Origin of the sequence: Bacillus sp. PPSBB_2 (genome assembly GCF_045291115.1) — a bacterium.
GTDB classification, from domain to species: Bacteria; Bacillota; Bacilli; order Bacillales; family Bacillaceae_G; genus Bacillus_A; species Bacillus_A cereus.
Genome location: NZ_CP147983.1, coordinates 697,418 through 718,996 on the forward strand (window position 1 = coordinate 697,418; position 21,579 = coordinate 718,996).

Sequence of the window (21,579 nt, forward strand, 5' to 3'; positions counted from 1 at the left end):
CATGAAAAAGCAAAAGGCGAATCCCTGGAGACCGCCGCCTAGCTTTCCGTGCAAAAAATTCGTTTTATTTCATAAAAGGGGGTTCAACTAAAGGAGGTGGTTCACATGGGACGAAAAGCGAAACCAATTCATTTGCAAATACTTGAAGGTAATAAAAATCGATTAACTAAACATGAAATAGAACAACGTGTGAAGGCTGAACAAAATATTCAACCGAAAGCGAATAGAATCAAAGCTCCAACTTGGTTGAATACTGTAGCTAAAAAGGAATTTAATCGTATTTCTAAAGAATTAATGGAATTAGACCTTATTACAAATGTAGATATTAATGCTTTGGCGGCTTATTGTGACGCCTACTCTGATTACGTTGAATGTACAAAGATTATCGGTGAAGAAGGGCTAATGGTAGAGTATACAAATAAAGCAGCTGAGACTAATAAAGTTCCACATCCCTTATTAACTAAAAAGAAACAATTACATGAACAAATGAAGTCGTTGGCAATTGAATTTGGATTAACGCCAAGTTCTAGAGCATCTTTAGCAAAACCCAAGGGTGATGATAAACCAAAAACCAATGCTGAAAAGCGGTTTGGTGATAGGGTATGAGATTAGAAGAAAGACTAATGCAATATGTTTATGACATTTCGGACGGTAACATATTGGCTTGTAAGAAGCATAAATGGGCTTGTGAGCGTTTTTTAAAAGACTTAGAACGTACACAAGATGATGAGTGTCCATTCTATTTTGATATTGAACAATTATATGATTTTTATGAATGGTGCAAGCAATTTAAACATTTTAAAGGTGTATTAGCAGGGCAATATATTGAATTAACCGATTTTCAGTTATTTGTAGCAGCTAATATATTTTGTTTTTTTATTAAAAATACAAATAATAGACGTTTTCTACGTGTATTTATTGAACTTGCAAGAAAAAATGCAAAATCACAATTCTTGGCCCTTATTGCTTCTTATATAACTTTTTTATCTGACCAACAAGAAGAATGTTATATAGCTGGTTGGGATAGACAACAATCAAGCCTTGTATATAATGATATTTTAAAACAGCTAGGCGCATGTGATATGTTATCCAAAAAATATAAGGACTCTTATGGGAAAATCACGCATATAAAAAGTGGTTCAACAATAACGCCACTTTCTAAAGAAGCAAAAAAGACTGGTGATGGTACAAACCCATCGCTTGGTATCGTTGATGAATATCATGCTCATGATACGAGCGAGATTTATGATGTAATTGATTCGGGAATGGGTGCACGTGAGAATACATTGATGTTCATTATCACCACAGCAGGATTTAACATCAATGGACCTTGTTACAAGGAGTATAAATATTGTTCAAGGATATTAGATCCAAACGATGTAGGTGTGGAGAATGATGAGTATTTTGTTGTTATTTGTGAACTGGATAAAGATGATGATATCAAGGATGAAACGAATTGGATAAAAGCCAATCCAATTGTAGCAACTTATGAGGCTGGGATGAAGAAGCTACGTAGTGACTTGAAAGTTGCTCTTGATAATCCTGAAAAAATGCGTTCTTTTCTAACGAAACGTATGAATATATGGGTTAATAGAAAAGAAAACGGTTATATGGATATGTCTAGATGGAATAAGTGTGATGAAGTAATTGATCTATCCGAATTAAAAGGCATGGAATGCACAGTAGGTGCTGATTTATCAGCGAAAATTGATTTGACTAGTGTAGATTTTGAATTCAAGAAAGACGAGAAATACGTCGTGATTAGTCATAGTTTTATACCGGAAGACACTTTATTCGAGAAAATGAAAACGGATAAGGTGCCATATGATATTTGGGCGCAGCAAGGTTGGATTACTGTAACACCTGGTTCAGTAGTAGATTATAATTTTGTTAAAGAATATATAAAAACTATGGAATCAGATAATGATTTTAAAATAAAAGAAATATGTGCTGATCCATGGAATGCAACTCAATTTATGCAAGATATGGAAGCGGAAGGGTATGTGGTTGTAGAAATCCGACAAGGGATGGCTACTTTATCAGGACCAACAAAAGACTTTCGTGAGCAAGTGTATCAAAAGAAAATTATTCATAATAACAATCCAGTTCTGAATTGGGCAATTGGAAATGCTGTTACTAAGCAAGATGCCAACGAGAACATCATGTTGGATAAGTCAAAAGCAACAGAGAGAATCGATCCGATAGCGGCTGTAATTAACTCACACGTTCGCTGTATGCTCAATTCTGGTGAGATGGATTTGAATTCATATATTTTAAGTCAAAATTTCTCATTCTAGGAGGAATTACATGCGGTTTTTAATGTTTTTAATCAATGTTTTAGATGACGTTTTATTTATTTCAGGGTTGTCCATTATTATAGGGATGACTTTTTTTATTAATCCAATATACGGATGGTATCTTTTAGGGATTATTCTCACATTGTTGGGGGTGGTAATGATAAGAAGATAGAAAGGAGGTGAAACTTTTGATTTTTCGGCAGTTATTTAGAAATCAGGATACGAGAGATTTAAAAAATCCTTCTCCTTGGTTTAAAAGTTTATTTGGATATCAAGCAGCAAGCGGTGAGAAGGTAACAGTTGAGTCCTCTTTAGGTGTCCCGACAGTTTATCGCTGTATTAATATCCTTGCAAACAGTGTTGCAATGCTTCCTTTTCAAGTTTTTAGAAAGACATCAAAAGGAAGAGAACGAGATAAGATGCATCAAGTGTCATTTGTTTTGGAAAGAAGACCGAACCCTTATCAAAGCCCATTTAAATTCAAGCATTTAATCGAAACGCACCGAAATACATGGGGAAATGCTTACATCAATATTCATTGGGGTGCGGATGGTAGACCGAAAGAATTATGGGCACTAAATCCGGCTGTAACAACTCCAATCGTGGACCTGAAGACAAATAAATTATGGTATTTTACGAGTTTACCAGATGGTACACCTATTAAAATAACTGATGATGACATTATTCATCTTACTACGTTGTCTACTGATGGACTGAAGGGTAAACCACCTATTCAGATTGCAAGAGAGTCTATAGGTAGTTCACAAGCGGCACAAAAATTTAAAGGTAAATTCTTTACAAATGGTGCAGCACATAGTGGGATATTGAAAACTCAACAAGCCCTTGGAAAAGAAGCAAAAGATGTACTTCGTGATGCTTGGGAAGAAGCAAATACAGGTTTAAATAATGCTCAAAGGATAGCAATTTTAGATGCTGGACTAGAGTTTGAAAAGGTTGGAATGCCTTTGAAAGATGCTCAATTTATCGAAGGTATGAAATTTGATAAAGGTGAGATAGCAAACATCTTTAATATTCCATTACACATGATTAATGAGTTAGATCGTGCTACATTCTCAAACATTGAGCAACAGGCATTGGATTTTATCCAAAATACATTGAGTCCAATTCTTATCCAGTATGAAGAAGAATTTTCTTATAAAACATTTTCATTTCATGAACAAAAGCGTTATTATTTGAAATTTAATCTAACAAGTTTACTTCGCGCTGATTCTAAATCTAGAGCGGAATTCTATAAGATTATGTTAGATACTGGCGCTTTCTCGATCAATAAAGTATTAGATCTTGAAGATATGGATGGAATTGGGGAATACGGTGATAAACACCGTGTTGACTTAAACCATGTATCCATTGAAATTGCAGATGAATATCAGTTAGCGAAAGCAGGAGCGCCTACGGGGGGAGGTGAAGAGGATGCATAATGTGTTTACCGTCAAAAATCAAATAGATTCTTCGGCGGATTTGTATATTTATGGTGATATCATTAATAATACAGCTTGGAAATGGGACGATTCGGATGTGATGCCGGATGATGTGAAAAACATGTTAGGACAACTGGATGATAAAAGTAACCTGAATATTTATGTAAATAGTGGTGGTGGTTCTGTATTTGCTGGTTTAGCTATTTATAATATGCTAAAGCGAAATAAGGCACAAAAAACTGTTTATGTGGATGGTGTGGCAGCATCTATTGCTTCTGTTATTGCTTTAGCGGGTGATCGTATTGTGATTCCTTCGAATGCTTTCCTAATGATTCATAAACCCTGGACCATCTCTGCAGGGAATGCCAATGATTTTCGTAAAATGGCAGAGGACTTGGATAACCTTGAGGCTGGAATTATGAATGTATACAAAGAAAACTTGAAAGAAGGCATCGAAATGGAAGTAATTCAGCAATTAGTAGATGCTGAGACTTGGTTAAGTGGTGAAGAAGCTGAAAAATACTTCAATATTGAAGTTGTGGAAGCAAAAGAAGTCGCAGCTTGTAGCAGCGATTACTTTGATAAATATCAAAAAACACCAAATAAGATTGTAGCAAAAGCTCCTTCTATTCCAAAGAAAGACAATAATGAACAATTAAAAATACAAAACGCACTAGACCTGTTAGAGCTATAGGTCTATTTTTTGTGCCAAAATAAGGAGGAAATACCGAATGGATAAACGTGAACAAGAGTTACGTCAAAAAGTTGCTGATTTAAAAGCGAAAGCAGAAGAATATAACAATAGTGGTAAATATGAAGATGCAAAGGCAAAAATTGAGGAAGCGAAAAACGCGAAAAATGAATTGGATAACTATCTAGCAATGATGCAAATTCAAGTTTCTGATCCTGTAAATTCACAAGCAAAAGTTTTGCCTCCATCATCAGTTAAAAATGAAGATTCATCGTATAAAGAAGTGTTTATGAAAGCTATTCGCGGTCAACATTTAAGTCATGAAGAAGCAAGCGTTATGCAGGAATACAAAGCGGCCTTATCTGAGAATTCAGGTAAAGATGGCGGTTATATTGTTCCAGAAGATATTACGACAACGATTAATCAATTAAAACAAACAGTGGATAGCTTAGAACAATATGTAAATATACAACCTGTTTCAACAAACAAGGGGGCTCGTACACTAGAAAAACGTGCAGCATCTACACCTTTTGCGCCATTATCTGAGTATGGTAAACCGAATGCAATGCAAGAGATTGCTTCTCCTGAATTCGATCGTTTATCTTATGCAATTGAGGATTATGCAGGTTTTTTACCAGTACCAAATGATTTATTAGATGATACAGATCAAGCTTTAGAAAGTTATTTACGTCAATGGATTGCAAAAAAATCTATTGCAACTCGAAACTATCTAATTTTACAAGAAATCAATAAATTAACAAAAGTTGATTTAAAGGATTATAATGGCCTTAAAAAGACCTTAAACGTCACACTTGATCCAATATTTGCAGCAGCAGCTAATATTTTTACAAACCAAGATGGATTTAATTACTTAGATCAGTTAGAAGATAAAAATGGTCGTCCACTACTTCAACCAGATCCAACAAATCCAACTCGTAAGCTGTTCGCTGGTAAGCCTGTTATTGTATTGTCTAATAAAACAATTGCTACAGATAAAGATGGGAAAGCACCTTTCATTGTTGGGGATTTAAAAGAGGCGGTTATTCTTTGGGATAGAAAACAGTTATCTATTGATATGACCAAAGAAGGTGGGAACGCTTGGAGAACAAACACTTCTGAATTCCGAGCAATTGAACGTGAAGACGTTACGTTATGGGACCAAGAAGCAGTTGTGTATGGGCAAATTACGATTGTGCCTAAAACAGGGGCTTAATAAGGTAGGAGGTGTCCTTCTTGGTACTAACAGTAGAGGAAGCGAAAAAGTATCTTCGTGTGGATGGTGATGAAGAGGACGATCTCATTACATCTTTCGTAATCGCAGCTGAAATATATATTAAAAATGCTACAAGTAAAAATGTAGATTTGAAGAGCGAGCTTGCTACATTAGCAGCTCGTATTTTAATTGCTCATTGGCATGAAAATCGTGAAGCAGTTGGAAAGGCTGAACAATTAGCATTTAGTTTGCAGTCGATATTAGTTCAGTTGCAATATTGTGGTGGTGATGCAAGTGAATCCAGGTAAATTAGATAAACGTCTTACATTTCAAGTGAAAGACGATGAAGCAAAGAGCCCAGACGGTGATCCAATAGAAGGTTATAAGGATTCTTTTACTGTATGGGGCTCTTTTATTTTTTTAAAGGGAAGAAAATACTTTGAAGCAGCATCAGCAAATAGTGAAGTTCAGGGGGAAACGGAAATAAGATTTCGCGCAGATGTGAATGCTGATATGAAGATTAAGTATAAGAACGTAATGTATGACATTATTTCAGTTATTCCAACTGAAAAACACACCTTATCAATCATGTGGAAGCGTGGTGGAATGAATGGCTGATGGTGTTGAGTTTTTAGGTTTGGATCGCCTGATATCTGAATTAGAGCAAATGGGTCTACGTGGGGAAAAGATTGAAGATAAAGCTCTTGCAGCAGGTGGAGAACCTATTCGAAAAGCTATTTCCGAAATAGCGCCAAGAAGTGATAGTCCTAAAAGAGCAACAAAAAGTGAACCGTGGCGTACAGGACAACATTTGGCTGATAATATACGAGTTACAAAAGCTAAAATGGAAGGCGGCATAAAAACGATTAAAATCGGGATAGATAAAGCAGATCGTTCTCCATTCTTCTATGGGAAATTCTTAGAATGGGGAACATCTAAAATGCCAGCAGAGCCATTTATAGAACCAGGATTTCATTCTTCAAAAGAAGCGGCAATTCGTGCTATGACAGACATCTTAAAGAATGAAATGAGGCTAAATGTATGATAAATTTACGACCTGAAATCGTGCAAGCTCTTGAAAATAATCAAGAGCTTGTTTCTTTATTAGGTGGAAAACGTGTGTGCTATCGTAAAGCCAAAAACGCTGAAGAGTTTCCGCGTATTACATTTTTCGAATTAGACAATAGGCCAGATGGGTTTGCGGATAATGATGAAAGTGAAAGTGAAATCACATTCCAAATCGATATTTGGTCAAAGAGTAGTACAACAGCAATCCATCAAAAAGTGAATGAAATCATGAAAAGTATTGGTTTCTCACGTTATGCAGTAGCTGATTTGTATGAAGAGGATACACAAATTTTTCATTACGCGATGAGATTCGCGAAAGGAGTGGAGTTATAAATGGCTGGAGAAGTAATTAAGATTAGTTCGACTGTCGGTGTAGATAGCCTTGTTTACGCAAAGTTATTGAAAGATGATGCGACAGGTGTTGACTATAGTGCAGTGAAAGAAATGGAAGGCGCTGTAAAGATTAAAACATCTAAAAAGGTAGCTTCTGAAATTATGTGGAGCGATAATAAAAAATCAGAAATTGCTGAGTCTGATGGAGAAGTGGAAGTAGAAATTGAGCTTCGTAGTATTTCATTATCAATAAAAGCAGATATTGAAGGGTATCCAGAAGTTAAAGATGGTGTATTAGACGAAAAACGCGAGGGTGAAAAACCATATTTAGCAATTGGATGGCGTTTCTTAAAGGCTAACGGAAAATATCGATACGTTTGGTTATTAAAAGGGAAACTTTCACAAGAGGAAGAAGAAGGCGAAACGAAGAAGGATAAGCCTAACTTCCAAACAACGAAACTCAAAGGTTCATTCATTGAGCGTGATTTTGACGATAGGCCTAAATTTACGGCAGATGCTGATGAACCTACATTTACAAAAGCTGTGGGAGATAATTGGTTTAAAAAGGTGTATGAGAAGCCTGTAGTACAACCACCAGCAGGAAAGTAAGGGGGAGCAAAAGCTCTCTCTCTTTTTCATTAACAAGGAGGAAAAAATATGAAACTAACACTAATGATGAATAAAGAAAAGAAAACGTTTCATTTACCGGAGTTCATTCCAGCACGTTTGATTCGTCAAGCGCCTGAGCTTGCGGATATTCCAAATAACCCTGGTCCGGAGGACATGGATAAAATGGTTCAATATGTAGTAAAAGTTTACGGTGAACAATTTACATTGGATCAATATTGGGATGGTGTAGATGCTCGCAAGTTCTTATCGACCACTACAGAAGTCATTAATGCCATAATAAACGAAACGGTAGAAGCGGCTGGTGGTACATCAGGAACTGGAGAAGAAACAAACCCAAACGCGTAGAGGGAGGAGGGCTCACGTTCACTGAGTTTATGGACGAGCTCTACCTCTCTTTATTACGTCAGGGGTATAAACATCATCATATCGATAATGAAATGGATATCTGGCATTATTTAAGGTTAAACCAAAAATATCGAGAACAAGATCATTACAATAGTGGAAACCAAAATTCAAATGAAATAGAAGTTCCAGCAGAAAACATTATCTAATAAGGGGGAAGATGATGGCGAATGAAATGAATAATTTAGTCGTTAGGCTGTCCCTTGATAATGTGAATTTTCGTCAAGGTATAGCAAATTCAGGACGTGCTGTAAGAACATTACAGAACGAATTGAAATCAATCAGTACTGGTATGGGTGGCTTCGCTAATGCTAGTGATCAAACACGTGCTAAAACAGATGCACTTAATAGACTTATTGAAGCACAAAAAGAAAAAGTTAGAGCGTTGCGACAAGCCTACGATCAAAACAAGGCTAAATTAGGTGAAAACGATGCAGCAACCCAGCGATATGCTTCACAAGTGAATAAAGCCGTTGCTGATTTAAATCGTTTTGAAAATGAATTAAAACAAGTAAACCGTCAAGCGGAACAAAAAGGAATGGATAAGTTAAACAACGCATTAGAAGCCTTACAGGCTGAATTTCAGTCTATTACAATAGGCATGGGCGGCTTTTCTAACGCAACTGAACAAACACGAGCTAAAATTGACGTTTTATCTCGTGTGGTAGATAAACAGAAAGAAAAGATTCGAGAACTTCAATCAGCGTATAATCGGGCCAAGGCGGAAGAGGGAGAAGCGAGTCAATCCGCACAGCGATATGCCGAGCAAATTCATCGGGCAACAGCTGAACTGAATCGGTTTGAAACGGAATTACAACAATCAAATCGAGAATTAGAGCAACAAGGCAATCGTCTATTGAACTTTGGAAACCGAATGGAGTCATTGGGTAATGATTTGCAGAATGCCGGTATGCAAATCGGTATGGTGTTTGGCGGAATGACGTATGCAATAGGTCGAGGGCTAAAATCAGCTGTCGAAGAATCGATGAACTTCGAGCAACAGATGGCTAACATAAAGGCAGTATCGGGTGCAACTGGACAAGAAATGAGTAAACTCTCTGAATTAGCTGTGAAGTATGGGGAAGGTACAAAATATTCGTCTGTTGAGGCCGGAAAAGGGATTGAAGAATTAATAAAAGCCGGCGTTAGTTTAACGGACATCATCAATGGTGGATTAGAAGGGGCTCTAAACTTAGCGGCCGCAGGTGAATTAGAACTAGGAGAAGCAGCAGAAATTGCTTCTACCGCCTTAAATGCATTTAAAAAAGATGGTTTAAGTGTTACAGATGCCGCTAACTTACTTGCAGGGGCCGCCAACGCTTCAGCCACTGATGTACATGAATTGAAGTATGGTTTGTCAGCTTCCGCAGCAGTTGCGGCTGGTGCAGGTATGACATTTAAAGATACAGCAACAGCTTTAGCCGTATTCGCTCAGAATGGGTTAAAAGGATCAGATGCAGGTACATCTTTAAAAACGATGCTTATGAGGTTGAATCCATCTACGAAAGAAGCGTATAACAAGATGGCAGATTTAGGTCTTATCACATATAACGCGCAGGCTGGATTTGATTTCCTCGTGAAAAATGGTGTTACGCCAGCATCTAGAAGTGTAGGAGACATCGAGGTTGCACTAGAAAAATATGTCATGCAAACGGAAGGTGTAACGAAATGGAATGATAAGTGTGATACAACATTCCGAGAGTTAGCTACCAGTTCCGCTTTCTTATCGTCAAAATTCTATGATCAACAAGGGAAAATTCAAAGCTTAGAACATATATCTGGCATTCTGAAAGAATCCATGAAAGATTTAACAGATCAGCAAAGAAGTATGGCGTTAGAAACATTATTCGGATCAGACGCAGTTCGTGGCGCAACGATTCTGTTTAATGAAGGATCACAAGGTGTAAATAAAATGTATACCGAGATGTCCAAAGTTACTGCTTTAGAGACCGCTAATACGAAAATGAACACGCTGAAAGGTCGTATCGAACAATTAAGTGGAGCGTTTGACACAATGAAAAAAACAATTGGTGATGCACTCGCTCCTGTGGTTAGTGCTTTTGTTGCTGGATTACAAAAGCTTGTGGATGGATTTAACTCATTACCAGGGCCAGTACAAAAGGCCATTGCCATTACAGGTGGTATTGTTCTTGCGATAACCGCTATTGTAACAGCGATAGGAGTATTTCTTGGAGTAGTGGGGATGGTTGTTTCAGGAATTGGAGCTTTATCTTTAGCCTTAGCGCCAATTGGTGGAATTGCTGGAGCGGCAGCTGGAGCAATTGGATTTTTAGGAAGTGCAATAGGGCTATTACTTGGTCCGGTTGGATTGGTAGCAGCCGCTCTCATTGGAACTGGAGTTGTCGCATATAAAGCATATCAGAAAGCGACTGAAGACAGTATTGCTTCAGTAGATCGCTTTGCTACGAATACCGAGGGGAAAGTAAGTTCTTCCACAAAGAAAGTGCTTGATGAGTATTTCAAGCTGTCTGATGGCATTAGACAAAAGTTAACTGAAATTAGATTGAACCATGAAGTGATAACGGAGGAGCAGTCACAGAAGTTAATTGGTCAATATGACAAGTTAGGTAACACGATTATAGAAAAAACAAATGCAAGACAACAAAAAGAAGTTGAGGGACTGAAAAAATTCTTTGCGGATTCTTATGTGTTAACCGCGGAAGAAGAAAATAAGCGGATGGAACAAATGAATCAACATTACGAACAAGAAAAGTTAAAAACACAAGAAAAAGAAAATAAAATCAAAGAAATCATTCAAACAGCAGCAAATGAAAAGCGTGATTTTACTACATCTGAAAGAATTTCTTTACAGGCTTTACAAGATGAAATGGATCGGACTGCTATCCAACATATGTCTAAAAATCAAATGGAACAAAAAGTTATTTATGAGAATATGCGTGTACAAGCGAGTGAAATTACAGCTAGACAAGCAGCAGAAGTTGTTGAAAATAGTGCAAAAGCAAGAGATAAAGTGATTGAAGATGCGAAAAAGACTCGTGATGATAAAATTGCGTATGCGATACGCTTGCGAGATGAATCAGGAACACTGAACAAAGAAGAAGCGAACGCAGCGATTGCGGAAGCGAATCGTCAATATGAAAGCACCGTTTCTACAGCGCGAGACAAACATAGAGAAATTGTGAGTGAAGCAAAAGCACAAGCTGGGGAACATGCAAATCAAGTGGATTGGGAAACGGGTCAGATAAAATCCAAATACCAAGTCATGAAAGATGATGTCGTTCAAAAGATGAAAGAAACCTGGTCAGGTATAACAAAATGGTGGGAAGAAACAAAAACTTCAGCCGACAACAAGGTAGAAGAAATAAAAAATACAGTTTCAAGAAAATTCGAGGAACAGAAAAAAGCTGTTAAAGATAAAATGTCAGAAATAAAACATGACATTGAAGAGAAATGGAATACAGTTGAAAAATTCTTCAGCACGATAAATCTACGTTCCATCGGTAAATCCATTATAGAAGGACTTGAAAAAGGGTTGGATGATGCGACAGGTGGTTTATATAGTAAGGCGAAAAGCATTGCTGGTGAGATTAAAAAGACTATTTCTGGAGCACTAGAAATTAACAGTCCGTCTAAAGTGATGATTCCAGTCGGCAGCGCAGTTCCAGAAGGCGTTGGAGTTGGTATGGATAAGGGGAAACGTTTCGTTGTGGATGCAGCGGAAAATGTAGTTGGAACTGTAAAAAAACAAATAAGTAATATGCCATCTGTTTTTGATTTTGGATTCCAAACTTCGCATTATAGTATCCCGCATAGTATACTGGGTGATTTCAATGGGTATACGCAACCACAATCACAATCACCTTATAACAACACACCTACAGCAAGAACTATGTTCTCGGATAGATTAGGTAGAGAACAAGAACTGAATGTAACGGTAAATATGACAAACGTTTTAGATGGAAAAGAATTAGCGAACGGAAGTTATGCATATACGACAAAACTTCAAGATCGTGAACAAAAAAGAAGAGCGGAATTTTAAGGGTGGTGAGCACGTTGGGGAAACTCAGTTTTACTTTTAATAAGATCAGAAAAGATTATATTCAAATGCTAGTTGGAAGAAAACGCCCTTCCTGGGCTCCAGTAAAAAGAAAGTTAGTAAGGGTCCCTCATCGCGCAGGGGCTCTTTTTCTTCATACAGAAACGGAGGAACGTCGTATTGATGTTCCTCTTGTCATTAAGGCAGCAAAAAATATGGCTGATTTGCAAAAGGTAAAAGAAGATTTAGCGGATTGGCTGTATACAGAGCAACCAGCTGAACTTATTTTTGATGATGAGTTAGACAGGACTTATTTAGCATTCATTGATGGTTCTGTTGATTTGGACGAAATAGTCAATAGAGGTAGAGGTGTTATTACTTTTGTTTGTCCAATGCCATATAAATTAGGAAAACAAAATACTCATGCGTTCTCTCAAAATGGTTCTACTGAAGTCACTGCTTCTTTTGTCAATCAAGGGAATATAGAAGCGCCTCCAATTATTGAAATCGAAGCACAGAAACCAAGTACATTTTTAGATGTGTGGTTTGGGGAGTATCCGTATAATCGAGATTACTTCAGAATGGGTTATCCTTTGAAAACAGAGCAACTACCTGTTGAAAGAAATCAAAGGCTTATATGGGATGAAATGGCTACCACTGTAGGTTGGAATAAAGTCAGTGCAATGGAAGATGGCAATCCAGTCGGTGAAATGAAATCAGACGGTTATCAATTCTATTGTTCTAATTATGGTACAGGTACAGGAAAAGGCTGGAATGGTGCAGCTGTTAAAAAAAATATACCTAATGGGCCCGTACAAGACTTTATTATGCAGGCTTATGTTACATGTAAAAGTAAACGAATTAATGAGATGGGCCGAGTGGAAATAGCGATATTAGATGAAAACAGTAAAGTGCTTTCGAAAATAGCTATGACTGATGTGTTTTGGCAAGCTGAACAAAACCTTGGAACAATGGTAATCGGTTATGATAATAAACCAGGAAGAAGAAGTTTAATTTATGAGAGTGGAGATTACCCAAACACTTGGAATCAATATAAAGGGCGATTGTGGATAGCTAGAACAGGAAATGTATGGGAAGCGTATATTTCGAAATTCCTTCCGGGGACGGAAAAAGATGATTCAGAACGATTTGTGCGGTGGACGGATGAAAATAACGATCACATGGAAAAAGCAGCACAAATCCAGATTAGTATGATGCAATGGCAAGATGTACCGCCAGTAGAAGCGATGACCGTTTCAGATTTGAAATTCTGGAAAGTGAATGTAAATACGCAAAATAATCCGCCTTACATTTTTGATACGGGAGATAAGGTTATAATTGATACAGAAAAAAGTCTTGTAACCATTAACGGTAAAAATGCGATTCATGTAAAAGACATTTTTAGTAATTTTCCCACTGTCATACGTGGTGAGAATCGTATCGATATCATGCCACCAGACGTGAAAGCGACCGTTCGTTATAGGGAGAGATATAGATGAGAACACCCAGCGGCATTTTGCATGTTGTGGATTTTAAAACAGATCAAATTGTTGCAGCTATTCAGCCGCAGGACTATTGGGATGATAAAAGGCAGTGGGAAATCAAAAACAATGTTGATATATTGGATTTTACTGTTTTTGATGGAACAACTCATTCGGCTACGCTACAACAACAAAATCTTGTTTTAAAAGAAGTTCGTGACGGAAGAATTGTACCATATGTTATTAGAGAAACAGAAAAGAATTCAGACAACCGATCCATTACCACATATGCTTCAGGAGCTTGGGTTCAAATTGCTAAGTCAGGTATTATAAAACCGCAAAGAATAGAAGGGGAAACGGTAAACAAATATATTGATATGGCCCTAGTAGGCATGAAATGGAAACGTGGGAAAACGGATTATGCAGGATTCCATACGATGACCATTGATGAATTTATGGATCCACTAACATTTTTAAAGAAAATAGCTTCTTTATTCAAATTAGAAATTCAGTACCGTGTTGAGGTTCAAGGATCACAAATCATTGGATGGTATGTTGATATGATTCAAAGACGTGGTCGAGACACAGGCAAAGAAATAGAGCTCGGAAAAGATTTGATAGGCGTTACACGTATTGAACATTCAAGAGATATTTGTACAGCACTAGTTGGATTTGTGAAAGGTGAAGGCGACAATGTAATTACCATCGAAAGTATCAACAGAGGACTTCCGTATATTGTTGATCATGATGCATTTCAACGATGGAACGAACGTGGTAAGCATAAGTTTGGTTTTTATACGCCAGAAACAGAAGAGTTACATATGACGCCACAACGTTTAATGACGTTAATGGAAATAGAATTAAAAAAACGTGTCAATTCTTCAGTCGCATATGAAGTTGAAGCGCAATCGATAGGACGTATTTTCGGACTAGCACATGAACTCATTAACGAGGGCGATACGATCCGAATTAAAGATACGGGCTTCACACCTAAGTTATACCTGGAAGCACGTGTAATTGCCGGTGATGAATCTTTTACGGATCCTACACAAGATAAATATGTGTTTGGTGATTATCGTGAAATTACGGATCCGAACGAGGAATTACGAAAGATTTACAATCGAATCCTTAGTAAATTCGGTGAAAAACAAGAAATGCTGGATCAGCTAGATAAATTGGTGAAAGAAGCGAATGAAACAGCAAGTAGCGCTAAGAAAGAATCAGAAGCAGCGAAAACATTGGCTGAAAAGGTACAAGAGAATATGAAAAACAATACTGTTGAAATGATAGAAGCTAAGAATTCGCCAACCACAGGGCTTAAACCTAATAAAACGCTTTGGCGTGATACGAGTAACGGAAAGCCCGGCATTTTAAAAATATGGACAGGTACAGCTTGGGAATCGGTTGTACCAGATGTTGAATCAGTTAAGAAAGAAACACTAACACAGGTTAATAAAGATATTGAGTCCACAAAAACAGAATTAAACCAAAAGGTACAAGAAGCACAGAATCAAGCTATAGGACAATTCAATAAAGTACAGGAAGGTTTACAAGGTGTCAGTCGTACCATTTCTACTATCGAAAATAAACAAGGTGAAATTGATAAAAAAGTAACTCAGTTTGAACAGGATTCTAATAGTTTTAAAACTTCTATTGAATCGTTAACGAAAAAAGATACTGACATTAGCAATAAATTACATACAGTTGAATCTACTGTAGAAGGTACAAAGAAGACTATTTCTGATGTGCAGCAAACAACAAGTGAGCTTAAGAAAACAACAACTGAAATGAAAGAAGAAGCAGGAAAAGTCACCGAGAAGTTAAGTAGTGTGGAGAAAAAGTTTGATGATATGAAGATTGGCGGACGTAACATTCTGTTAAGTACAGGTGACACACTTAAATCTGACACAGGAACAACAGTGTCTAATATAGTAAATAAGTCATTTAAAATTGTGCCGGATGGTTTATCGATGCTACAAGGGCAGCAGTTTACTATTAGTTTTAAAGCTAGAACTATTGGATATGAAAAGGGAACGCCGAATCCATGGGCTGGGGTAGAAGTGTGGATAAAGTATAAAGATGGTGAACAATTATGGCCTGGTGTTCGTTGCGAAAGTGATGTTAACGCAAATCAAGAATGGAAAACATATTCCTTTACTTATAATCTTAAAGATAAAGCAATTGAGGTTTTCAATCCACAAACGCTATTACGTAATGTTAAAGGCATGATCGAATTAAAAGAATGGCAAATTGAAATTGGAAATAAAGCAACAGACTATAAACCAGCGGCAGAAGATCAAGTAACAACCGATGAATTCACCAAGAAAACCACTGAAATTACAAAAAGTGTAGATGGTATCAAAGAAACAATAACAAAAGTGGAAAATAATCAAAGTGGATTTGATAAGCGTGTTGCGACTGTAGAAAAAGATGCAACTACTATTAAACAAAATGTCTCTTTCATACAAAATACGCAGACAGAACAAGGAAGACAATTACAAGAGGCGAAAGCTGGATGGGAAAATACTGCGAAAGCACTGCAAGGTAAAGTTGAGCTGAAACAAGTAGAGAATTATATTGCTGGGTTTAAAATCCCTGAGTTGAATCAAACAGTTGATAAAAATAAACAAGACTTGTTGGGCGAATTAGCTAACAAGCTAGCAACTGAACAATTTAACCAGAAGATGACTTTAATCGATAACCGTTTCACTATCAATGAACAGGGTATCAATGCAGCAGCAAAAAAGACAGAGGTATATACAATAGAGCAAGCAAATGGGCAATTTGCAAAAGATTCTTATGTAAGAGATATGGAAACCCGTCTTCAATTAACTGAAAAGGGCGTTAGTATATCCGTAAAAGAAAATGATGTAATTGCAGCATTCAATATGAGTAAAGAAAACATTACTTTGAATGCGAACAGGATTAACTTAAAAGGTTTTATTACAGCGAGTCATATTAAAGGACAGGTGTTAGAAGGAGTAACACTTAAAACGAGTGGAAATAGATTTGTTGAAATAAATAAGCAAGACATGAAGATTTTCGATTCGGATAAGCCACGTGGCTATCTAGGATTTATGGAAACAAATGATGGAAGTATTCAACCTTCACTCGTCCTTGGTTCTGACAATATTAAATACAGGGGTACAGGATCGTTTTATATTTATCAAGTCATGCCACGAATGAATGGAGTCGATCAACCTTCTAAAGCGTATGCAAAATTTGGAGTTTCTAAAGGAGAAAATGCAGAAGGGACTAATATTTGGTCAAATTATATTCAAATGCAGAATGACGGTGGACATCTGAGCGTTTATTCAGATGGACAATTTCGTTTTAAAAACTTGAATGATATTATTTTTGAATCTGAAGGATGGGCTTCAGGATATGGTCACTTCTTTGTAACGACAACTGAACCACATTCTTTTACAAATAATTGGGGGCAGTTTACTTTCAGAAGAAAAGGTAGTGACTATGAAATACATTTCGTAAACGGCGCCACCGATCATGATTTAATCATGGGTAATGCAATGATAAGATCCAGTTTTGTACAAGGTTATAACAACGGCTTACAGATTAAAGATATGATGGGCAAAGGATGGAAGGATATAGAGTTAAGAACCCTACGCGCACAAGAAAATATAAATGCCAATGGCCAAATGTGGGCAAAAGCATTTAATCCTACATCAGCTAGAAATATGAAAGAAAATATAAAAGATATTCCTTTCTCGGCTCTTGATAAAATTATGAGTTTAGCTATTAAACAGTACAACTTCAAAGACGATATGTATGATCTGTATCAAATGCGTGTGAACAAGCCGGAAGAACAAACAGAACCATATACAATGAAAGATATCGAAACGTATTTCGGCATGATTGCAGACGATACGGACGGTATATTTACAGATAAAGAGAAACGGGCCATTAATTTATATAATACTGTTTCTATTCTTATTGCAGCCTTCCAACAGCAGTATCAAGCATGTAACGAAGCGTTAACTACTGTTAAAGGTGAGAATAAACAACTAAAAGAGCAAGTTGCGACCCTAGCAAAAGATGTGTCCACATTAAAAGATGTAGTTCAAAATTTAATAAGTGAGAAACCGAAGCAGCTATAAGCTGTTTTTATTTGGCGCAACATACAGCAAGGGCATAAAAATGGCTACCATGCATTCACTATGAAAAAGGTTGTCTCATAGTATATAGAGATTGTCTTATTAAGATTTCAAAAAGGACGTGAATGCATTGGAAGATGTATATGCAAAAATCGATAGCTTAAAAGCAGAACAAAAAGAAATCATGCGAGATATACGAAATTTAGAGACGCGTACAACGATAAATGAAAAAGATATTTCAACGATTAATCAGCAACTAGAGAAAATTAGCATGAACACAACGTGGATTTTGCGTATTGTAATTGGTGCAGTTGTTATGGCAATTTTAGGATTGATACTAAAAGGTGGCATGTAAAATGTAAGATAGCTGTATGAGTGAAAGAGAGACAAGCGTCTCTCTTTTTCTTTTGGAAAGGAGTTGAAAAACATGACAATTGAAATAGGCGTGTTGATTGCAGTGCTATCACTCGCCATCAGCTATTTTGGCTACGCCCTGAATAAATCTAAATCCATCAAGGCAGATGGACAACAAAGTGCCGAGGTCAAAGCAGAACTTGGTTATATTCGAAAAGGTGTGGATGATATCCGGATTGATTTAAAGGCAAGTGAAAAACAAATGGTCGCACTAGGAGAACGAGTCACAAGGGTAGAGGAAAGTACCAAACAAGCGCATAAACGCTTGGATACAATCGAAAAGGAGAATGATTAGACATGACAAAAGAAAACATGCAAAAACGCTTACGTAACTGGAAAACATGGGTGGCACTCGCCTCCCTGTTGGGATTCATTTGTGCGAAGACTGGATTACTGGAGACAAAAAGTTTTATTGATGAGGTACTACCCTATATTTTCACAATTGGTGTCGCCTTAGGAATCTGGACCGACCACGAAGGAATGGTACAAACAGACAAATAAAAAACAAAGAGAACGCATCGCCAACCGGTGGTGCGTTTTTCTATGGGAGGAGAAACAAACATGAAACGATTACTAGGGATAATTGCAACATTATGTATAGTATTTTTACTGTCTACAAGCGTTTTCGCAGACAGAGTCCTTTTGATACCGGATGTGCCGAAAACACCCTACAGGGGCGGAATAGGGGCATATGAAGGAGTGGTTGCCCACAGTACCGCAACACCAGAAGCGCCAGCCATTAACATTCAACGTTATGAGACACGTACCTGGAGAAATGCATTCGTTCATTACGCAGTGGACTGGAATGAAACCATTCAGATTGCGGATACAAAATACATGGCGTACGGTGCAGGACCAGGAGCCAATAAACGATTTGTCCATGTAGAGTTATGTGAAACAGCCGATTACGCTAAGTTTAAAAGAAGTTATGAGAAATACGTAAAGCTGTTAGCAAAAATCTTACAAGATAACAATCTGTCAGTTGAAAAAGGATTGTGGACGCATAACGATGTGAGGAAGTATCTTGGCGGTACAGATCATGAAGACCCGATTGATTATTTACGTAGCCATGGTATGTCAGAATCACAGTTTAGAAGTGATGTGCAACGAGCATATAACAATTCTAGTGTTGAAGTTTCTGTTCCGTCTAAACCAGAGGAAGTACCAATAGCAGTAACAGATGAGATTGCTTATATGGAAGGCTACAACGTGAATTTACGTAAAGGACCAGATACGAGCTATTCAGTTATTCGTCAGCTAAACAAACCTGAAGCGTATCAAGTGTGGGGAGAGAAAGATGGATGGTTAAACCTTGGCGGTGACCAATGGGTGAAATATAATCCAGCGTACATCAGGTTTGAAAAGCAAGAATCCGTAAATCCGGTTGTAGGGAAACGTGTGGTTTCGAAAGTAGATAACCTTCGGTTTTATGATACACCGTCATGGCAGGATGAAGATGTAGCGGGTACGCTGGACGCAGGGGAAGGATTCATGATTGATGAGAAGGTAATTGTAGATGGGTCTCCACAAGTTAAGGTGCACAATAGCAAAGGGCGCACATACTATATGACATCAAACGAAGCCTTTGTGTATGTGAAATAGGGAAGAGAAAACAAGGAGGTTTTCGCCTCCTTGTTTTAAAAATATTGAGGTAATTGATTGAGTATTTTTTCAATTTGATTTGCAGTGTTTGTTAAGCTCATATCTTTTTTCGCACGGAAAAACAATGTTCGTAAAAAATTTTTGATATTTCCATATAAAATAGAAAATTGTGTTAGTGTAAGCCTTTCTTTCATTTGAGGAAGACGTTGGATTTTCTTAGTAAGAATTGATAGAAATTGTGTTTGTGGAAATTCATGCTGTAACATTGCTATGATTGGTGTAATGATATATTCGTCTTCGTTGTTATAGTAGAGGTGTTGGTAGTGAAATGCTGTATTCAGTAAGCAATGAACTACTTTTTCATAATGAATAGTTAAAATATTGGGGTTTTGAATCAGGGCATGTAGGGCTGATGAAGCATGTAGTATATGCCGTGTATATCCCTTGTCAGGCACGATCACCCGATAATCTTGTTCTAATTTAAAGTATTGGAGTATTTTTTCTAGAGCGTCTACTAGTTGCTTTTCTGTTAAAAAAGAGTGCTTTGTATCATATTGTATGATTAAAGTGAGCAGTGCAAGTGTGTAGGAACGAGTGAAAATGCCATCTGTTTGCGAAGAAGATATTTCAAAATATAAATAATCTGGATTGAGGCAGGAGGCTAGTAAAACTTCTAATTGTGCAATATCTAAAAGATTATGTTGTATAAAATATTGAAAACATGGATAAATGAGCATTTCTCTTGTGTAGGCATCGATTGTACCTATATGTTGCATCATGGTAGAGGTAAGTTCGTCTAAATTACATGTATACAAGTATAGATAATCATTTTGCTGTAGTTCCTCTAGTTGTTGGTGTAAATCTTGAATATTCAAATTAGCACCTCCTTTGTATAGTGTGTTAGTAAAAGGGTGGCTTTTGTACGCGTTCAGTGAAAAAGTGCATATGGATGAGACGAAAAGATATATTTTGTTGTATGGAATCATTTTAATATATGTAAAAAATGATAGCGCGCGACTAAAAATGAAAAGGCAATCCAGGGTGGTGAGTCTGGATTGCCTTTTCGTATAGAAAGAATCGTGTATAACATAACAGGAGCAGTTTAATATATGTAAAAATTTTTGGAAATATGTTTAAAATATGAGAGTCGCCTTCCCCAGCTGAAGGCGACTCTCACGTGGTGATTCTCTAGATGTCATTTACAGTATATCCAATATAAGCGGAGAATAGAACTTTTTATTGACTGATAATTCTATATGATCTATATTTTATATAGGTTCTCTAATCTATTGCACAACGAGGAATCCGTCTCCTATTGGAGGCGGATTTTTTGTGTTTACATCCAGAAATCATCAAAATCCACTCTATACCCTTTTTTCTTCAAAGCTTTAATAATCTTTTGGCCGTTACTCATCGATGGCTTATGCTCGTTTGATCTTGAAATTCGACTAAGTGTATTTTGATTTACTCCGCTCCATTCCTTCAAATCTGTCTGAGTAATATTATTTCTTCTTAAAAATTTACCGAACTTTGATGATGGTTTCCCTAACCCAAACACTTTAAACACTCCTATTCCTAGAGGTTTTGTTACTCACATTTTTACCAAAGCTTAATTTTTTTAAACAAAAGTGTTAATAAAGTCCAAGCCCTCCCCAATATGATGTACCAAGGTAAGAGAAGTTCCAGTTACCAAAGTAGCTATCAAGGTAGGAACAGGTGATTTTACCGAGTTGGTTACCATGGTAAGTTTTAGGTTTCTACCGTGGTAGCTGCCATGGTTCCTATCAAGGTAACGCTACCATGGTAATGGGTGCGTAAAGCTTTATTTCACTTGCATTTTATATTCTGTTTATAAAGGGGCGAAAGAAATGAACAGCAA

General features: G+C 37.1%; 20 protein-coding genes. 18 read left to right on the top strand and 2 right to left on the bottom strand.

The window, feature by feature from the left end; translation table 11 throughout:
- Window positions 1-96: 96 nt before the first annotated feature.
- The 18 genes from V6946_RS03400 (at window position 97) to V6946_RS03485 (ending at window position 19,700) form a co-directional block, all read left to right on the top strand.
- Window positions 97-606 carry a phage terminase small subunit P27 family gene (locus V6946_RS03400; protein ID WP_406622219.1) on the top strand — a complete coding sequence of 170 codons (510 nt, stop codon included), beginning with the start codon at window positions 97-99 and terminating at the stop codon, window positions 604-606.
- Complete coding sequence (locus V6946_RS03405) at window positions 603-2,297, top strand: terminase large subunit (protein ID WP_406622220.1); 1,695 nt, start codon at window positions 603-605, stop codon at window positions 2,295-2,297. Before V6946_RS03400 ends, V6946_RS03405 begins: the two co-directional genes overlap by 4 nt.
- A gap of 188 nt (window positions 2,298-2,485) precedes the next feature.
- Window positions 2,486-3,736, top strand: a complete 1,251-nt coding sequence (locus tag V6946_RS03410) for a phage portal protein (RefSeq protein WP_406622221.1) — start codon at window positions 2,486-2,488, stop codon at window positions 3,734-3,736.
- Entirely contained in the window at window positions 3,729-4,430 is a 702-nt protein-coding gene (locus tag V6946_RS03415) for a head maturation protease, ClpP-related (protein WP_406622222.1), read from the top strand. The genes V6946_RS03410 and V6946_RS03415 overlap by 8 nt, the downstream gene beginning before the upstream one ends.
- Window positions 4,431-4,467: 37 nt before the next feature.
- On the top strand, window positions 4,468-5,640 hold the full coding sequence (locus tag V6946_RS03420) for a phage major capsid protein (RefSeq protein WP_406622223.1): 1,173 nt from the start codon (window positions 4,468-4,470) through the stop codon (window positions 5,638-5,640).
- Between the two features lie 20 nt (window positions 5,641-5,660).
- Entirely contained in the window at window positions 5,661-5,948 is a 288-nt protein-coding gene (locus V6946_RS03425; protein ID WP_406622224.1) for a head-tail connector protein, read from the top strand.
- Window positions 5,935-6,258, top strand: coding sequence for a phage head closure protein (locus V6946_RS03430; RefSeq protein WP_042597906.1), 324 nt, complete (start codon window positions 5,935-5,937; stop codon window positions 6,256-6,258). Before V6946_RS03425 ends, V6946_RS03430 begins: the two co-directional genes overlap by 14 nt.
- Window positions 6,251-6,685, top strand: a complete 435-nt coding sequence (locus tag V6946_RS03435; protein ID WP_406622225.1) for an HK97-gp10 family putative phage morphogenesis protein — start codon at window positions 6,251-6,253, stop codon at window positions 6,683-6,685. Before V6946_RS03430 ends, V6946_RS03435 begins: the two co-directional genes overlap by 8 nt.
- Window positions 6,682-7,041, top strand: a complete 360-nt coding sequence (locus V6946_RS03440) for a DUF3168 domain-containing protein (protein ID WP_406622226.1) — start codon at window positions 6,682-6,684, stop codon at window positions 7,039-7,041. The genes V6946_RS03435 and V6946_RS03440 overlap by 4 nt, the downstream gene beginning before the upstream one ends.
- Window positions 7,042-7,650, top strand: coding sequence for a major tail protein (locus V6946_RS03445; RefSeq protein WP_406622227.1), 609 nt, complete (start codon window positions 7,042-7,044; stop codon window positions 7,648-7,650). It begins immediately after the preceding gene.
- 48 nt (window positions 7,651-7,698) lie between these two features.
- Window positions 7,699-8,016 (top strand): phage tail assembly chaperone G, encoded by a 318-nt coding sequence (gpG, locus tag V6946_RS03450; RefSeq protein ID WP_242316643.1) that lies wholly within the window; start codon window positions 7,699-7,701, stop codon window positions 8,014-8,016.
- Between the two features lie 220 nt (window positions 8,017-8,236).
- Entirely contained in the window at window positions 8,237-12,094 is a 3,858-nt protein-coding gene (locus V6946_RS03455; RefSeq protein ID WP_406622228.1) for a phage tail tape measure protein, read from the top strand.
- A 14-nt stretch (window positions 12,095-12,108) separates the two neighbouring features.
- Window positions 12,109-13,590 carry a distal tail protein Dit gene (locus V6946_RS03460; protein ID WP_406622229.1) on the top strand — a complete coding sequence of 494 codons (1,482 nt, stop codon included), beginning with the start codon at window positions 12,109-12,111 and terminating at the stop codon, window positions 13,588-13,590.
- Entirely contained in the window at window positions 13,587-17,687 is a 4,101-nt protein-coding gene (locus tag V6946_RS03465; RefSeq protein ID WP_406622230.1) for a phage tail spike protein, read from the top strand. The genes V6946_RS03460 and V6946_RS03465 overlap by 4 nt, the downstream gene beginning before the upstream one ends.
- Before the next feature lie 127 nt (window positions 17,688-17,814).
- The gene (locus tag V6946_RS03470) at window positions 17,815-18,039 is read left to right on the top strand and encodes a hemolysin XhlA family protein (RefSeq protein ID WP_327895431.1); all 225 of its coding nucleotides are present in this window, start codon (window positions 17,815-17,817) and stop codon (window positions 18,037-18,039) included.
- A gap of 72 nt (window positions 18,040-18,111) precedes the next feature.
- Window positions 18,112-18,393: a hypothetical protein gene (locus tag V6946_RS03475; protein WP_366987173.1), complete on the top strand. Its 282-nt coding sequence runs from the start codon at window positions 18,112-18,114 to the stop codon at window positions 18,391-18,393.
- Between the two features lie 2 nt (window positions 18,394-18,395).
- On the top strand, window positions 18,396-18,599 hold the full coding sequence (locus tag V6946_RS03480) for a hypothetical protein (RefSeq protein WP_406622231.1): 204 nt from the start codon (window positions 18,396-18,398) through the stop codon (window positions 18,597-18,599).
- Window positions 18,600-18,659: 60 nt separating this feature from the next.
- Window positions 18,660-19,700: an N-acetylmuramoyl-L-alanine amidase gene (locus V6946_RS03485; RefSeq protein ID WP_406622232.1), complete on the top strand. Its 1,041-nt coding sequence runs from the start codon at window positions 18,660-18,662 to the stop codon at window positions 19,698-19,700.
- Window positions 19,701-19,735: 35 nt separating this feature from the next.
- Here V6946_RS03485 and V6946_RS03490 read toward each other — a convergent pair whose 3' ends face one another.
- Entirely contained in the window at window positions 19,736-20,575 is an 840-nt protein-coding gene (locus V6946_RS03490) for a DUF2785 domain-containing protein (protein WP_406622233.1), read from the bottom strand.
- 461 nt (window positions 20,576-21,036) lie between these two features.
- On the bottom strand, window positions 21,037-21,258 hold the full coding sequence (locus V6946_RS03495) for a helix-turn-helix domain-containing protein (protein ID WP_030022691.1): 222 nt from the start codon (window positions 21,256-21,258) through the stop codon (window positions 21,037-21,039).
- Between the last annotated feature and the right edge of the window lie 321 nt (window positions 21,259-21,579).

What these genes read in the sequence shown, in the direction of transcription:
- V6946_RS03465 (WP_406622230.1), top strand. Translation starts at nt 13,587, where the DNA reads ATGAGAACACCCAGCGGCATTTTGCATGTTGTGGATTTTAAAACAGAT.
- V6946_RS03455 (WP_406622228.1), top strand. Translation starts at nt 8,237, where the DNA reads ATGGCGAATGAAATGAATAATTTAGTCGTTAGGCTGTCCCTTGATAAT.
- V6946_RS03485 (WP_406622232.1), top strand. Translation starts at nt 18,660, where the DNA reads ATGAAACGATTACTAGGGATAATTGCAACATTATGTATAGTATTTTTA.
- V6946_RS03440 (WP_406622226.1), top strand. Translation starts at nt 6,682, where the DNA reads ATGATAAATTTACGACCTGAAATCGTGCAAGCTCTTGAAAATAATCAA.
- V6946_RS03480 (WP_406622231.1), top strand. Translation starts at nt 18,396, where the DNA reads ATGACAAAAGAAAACATGCAAAAACGCTTACGTAACTGGAAAACATGG.
- V6946_RS03405 (WP_406622220.1), top strand. Translation starts at nt 603, where the DNA reads ATGAGATTAGAAGAAAGACTAATGCAATATGTTTATGACATTTCGGAC.
- gpG (WP_242316643.1), top strand. Translation starts at nt 7,699, where the DNA reads ATGAAACTAACACTAATGATGAATAAAGAAAAGAAAACGTTTCATTTA.
- V6946_RS03420 (WP_406622223.1), top strand. Translation starts at nt 4,468, where the DNA reads ATGGATAAACGTGAACAAGAGTTACGTCAAAAAGTTGCTGATTTAAAA.
- V6946_RS03445 (WP_406622227.1), top strand. Translation starts at nt 7,042, where the DNA reads ATGGCTGGAGAAGTAATTAAGATTAGTTCGACTGTCGGTGTAGATAGC.
- V6946_RS03415 (WP_406622222.1), top strand. Translation starts at nt 3,729, where the DNA reads ATGCATAATGTGTTTACCGTCAAAAATCAAATAGATTCTTCGGCGGAT.
- V6946_RS03475 (WP_366987173.1), top strand. Translation starts at nt 18,112, where the DNA reads ATGACAATTGAAATAGGCGTGTTGATTGCAGTGCTATCACTCGCCATC.
- V6946_RS03435 (WP_406622225.1), top strand. Translation starts at nt 6,251, where the DNA reads ATGGCTGATGGTGTTGAGTTTTTAGGTTTGGATCGCCTGATATCTGAA.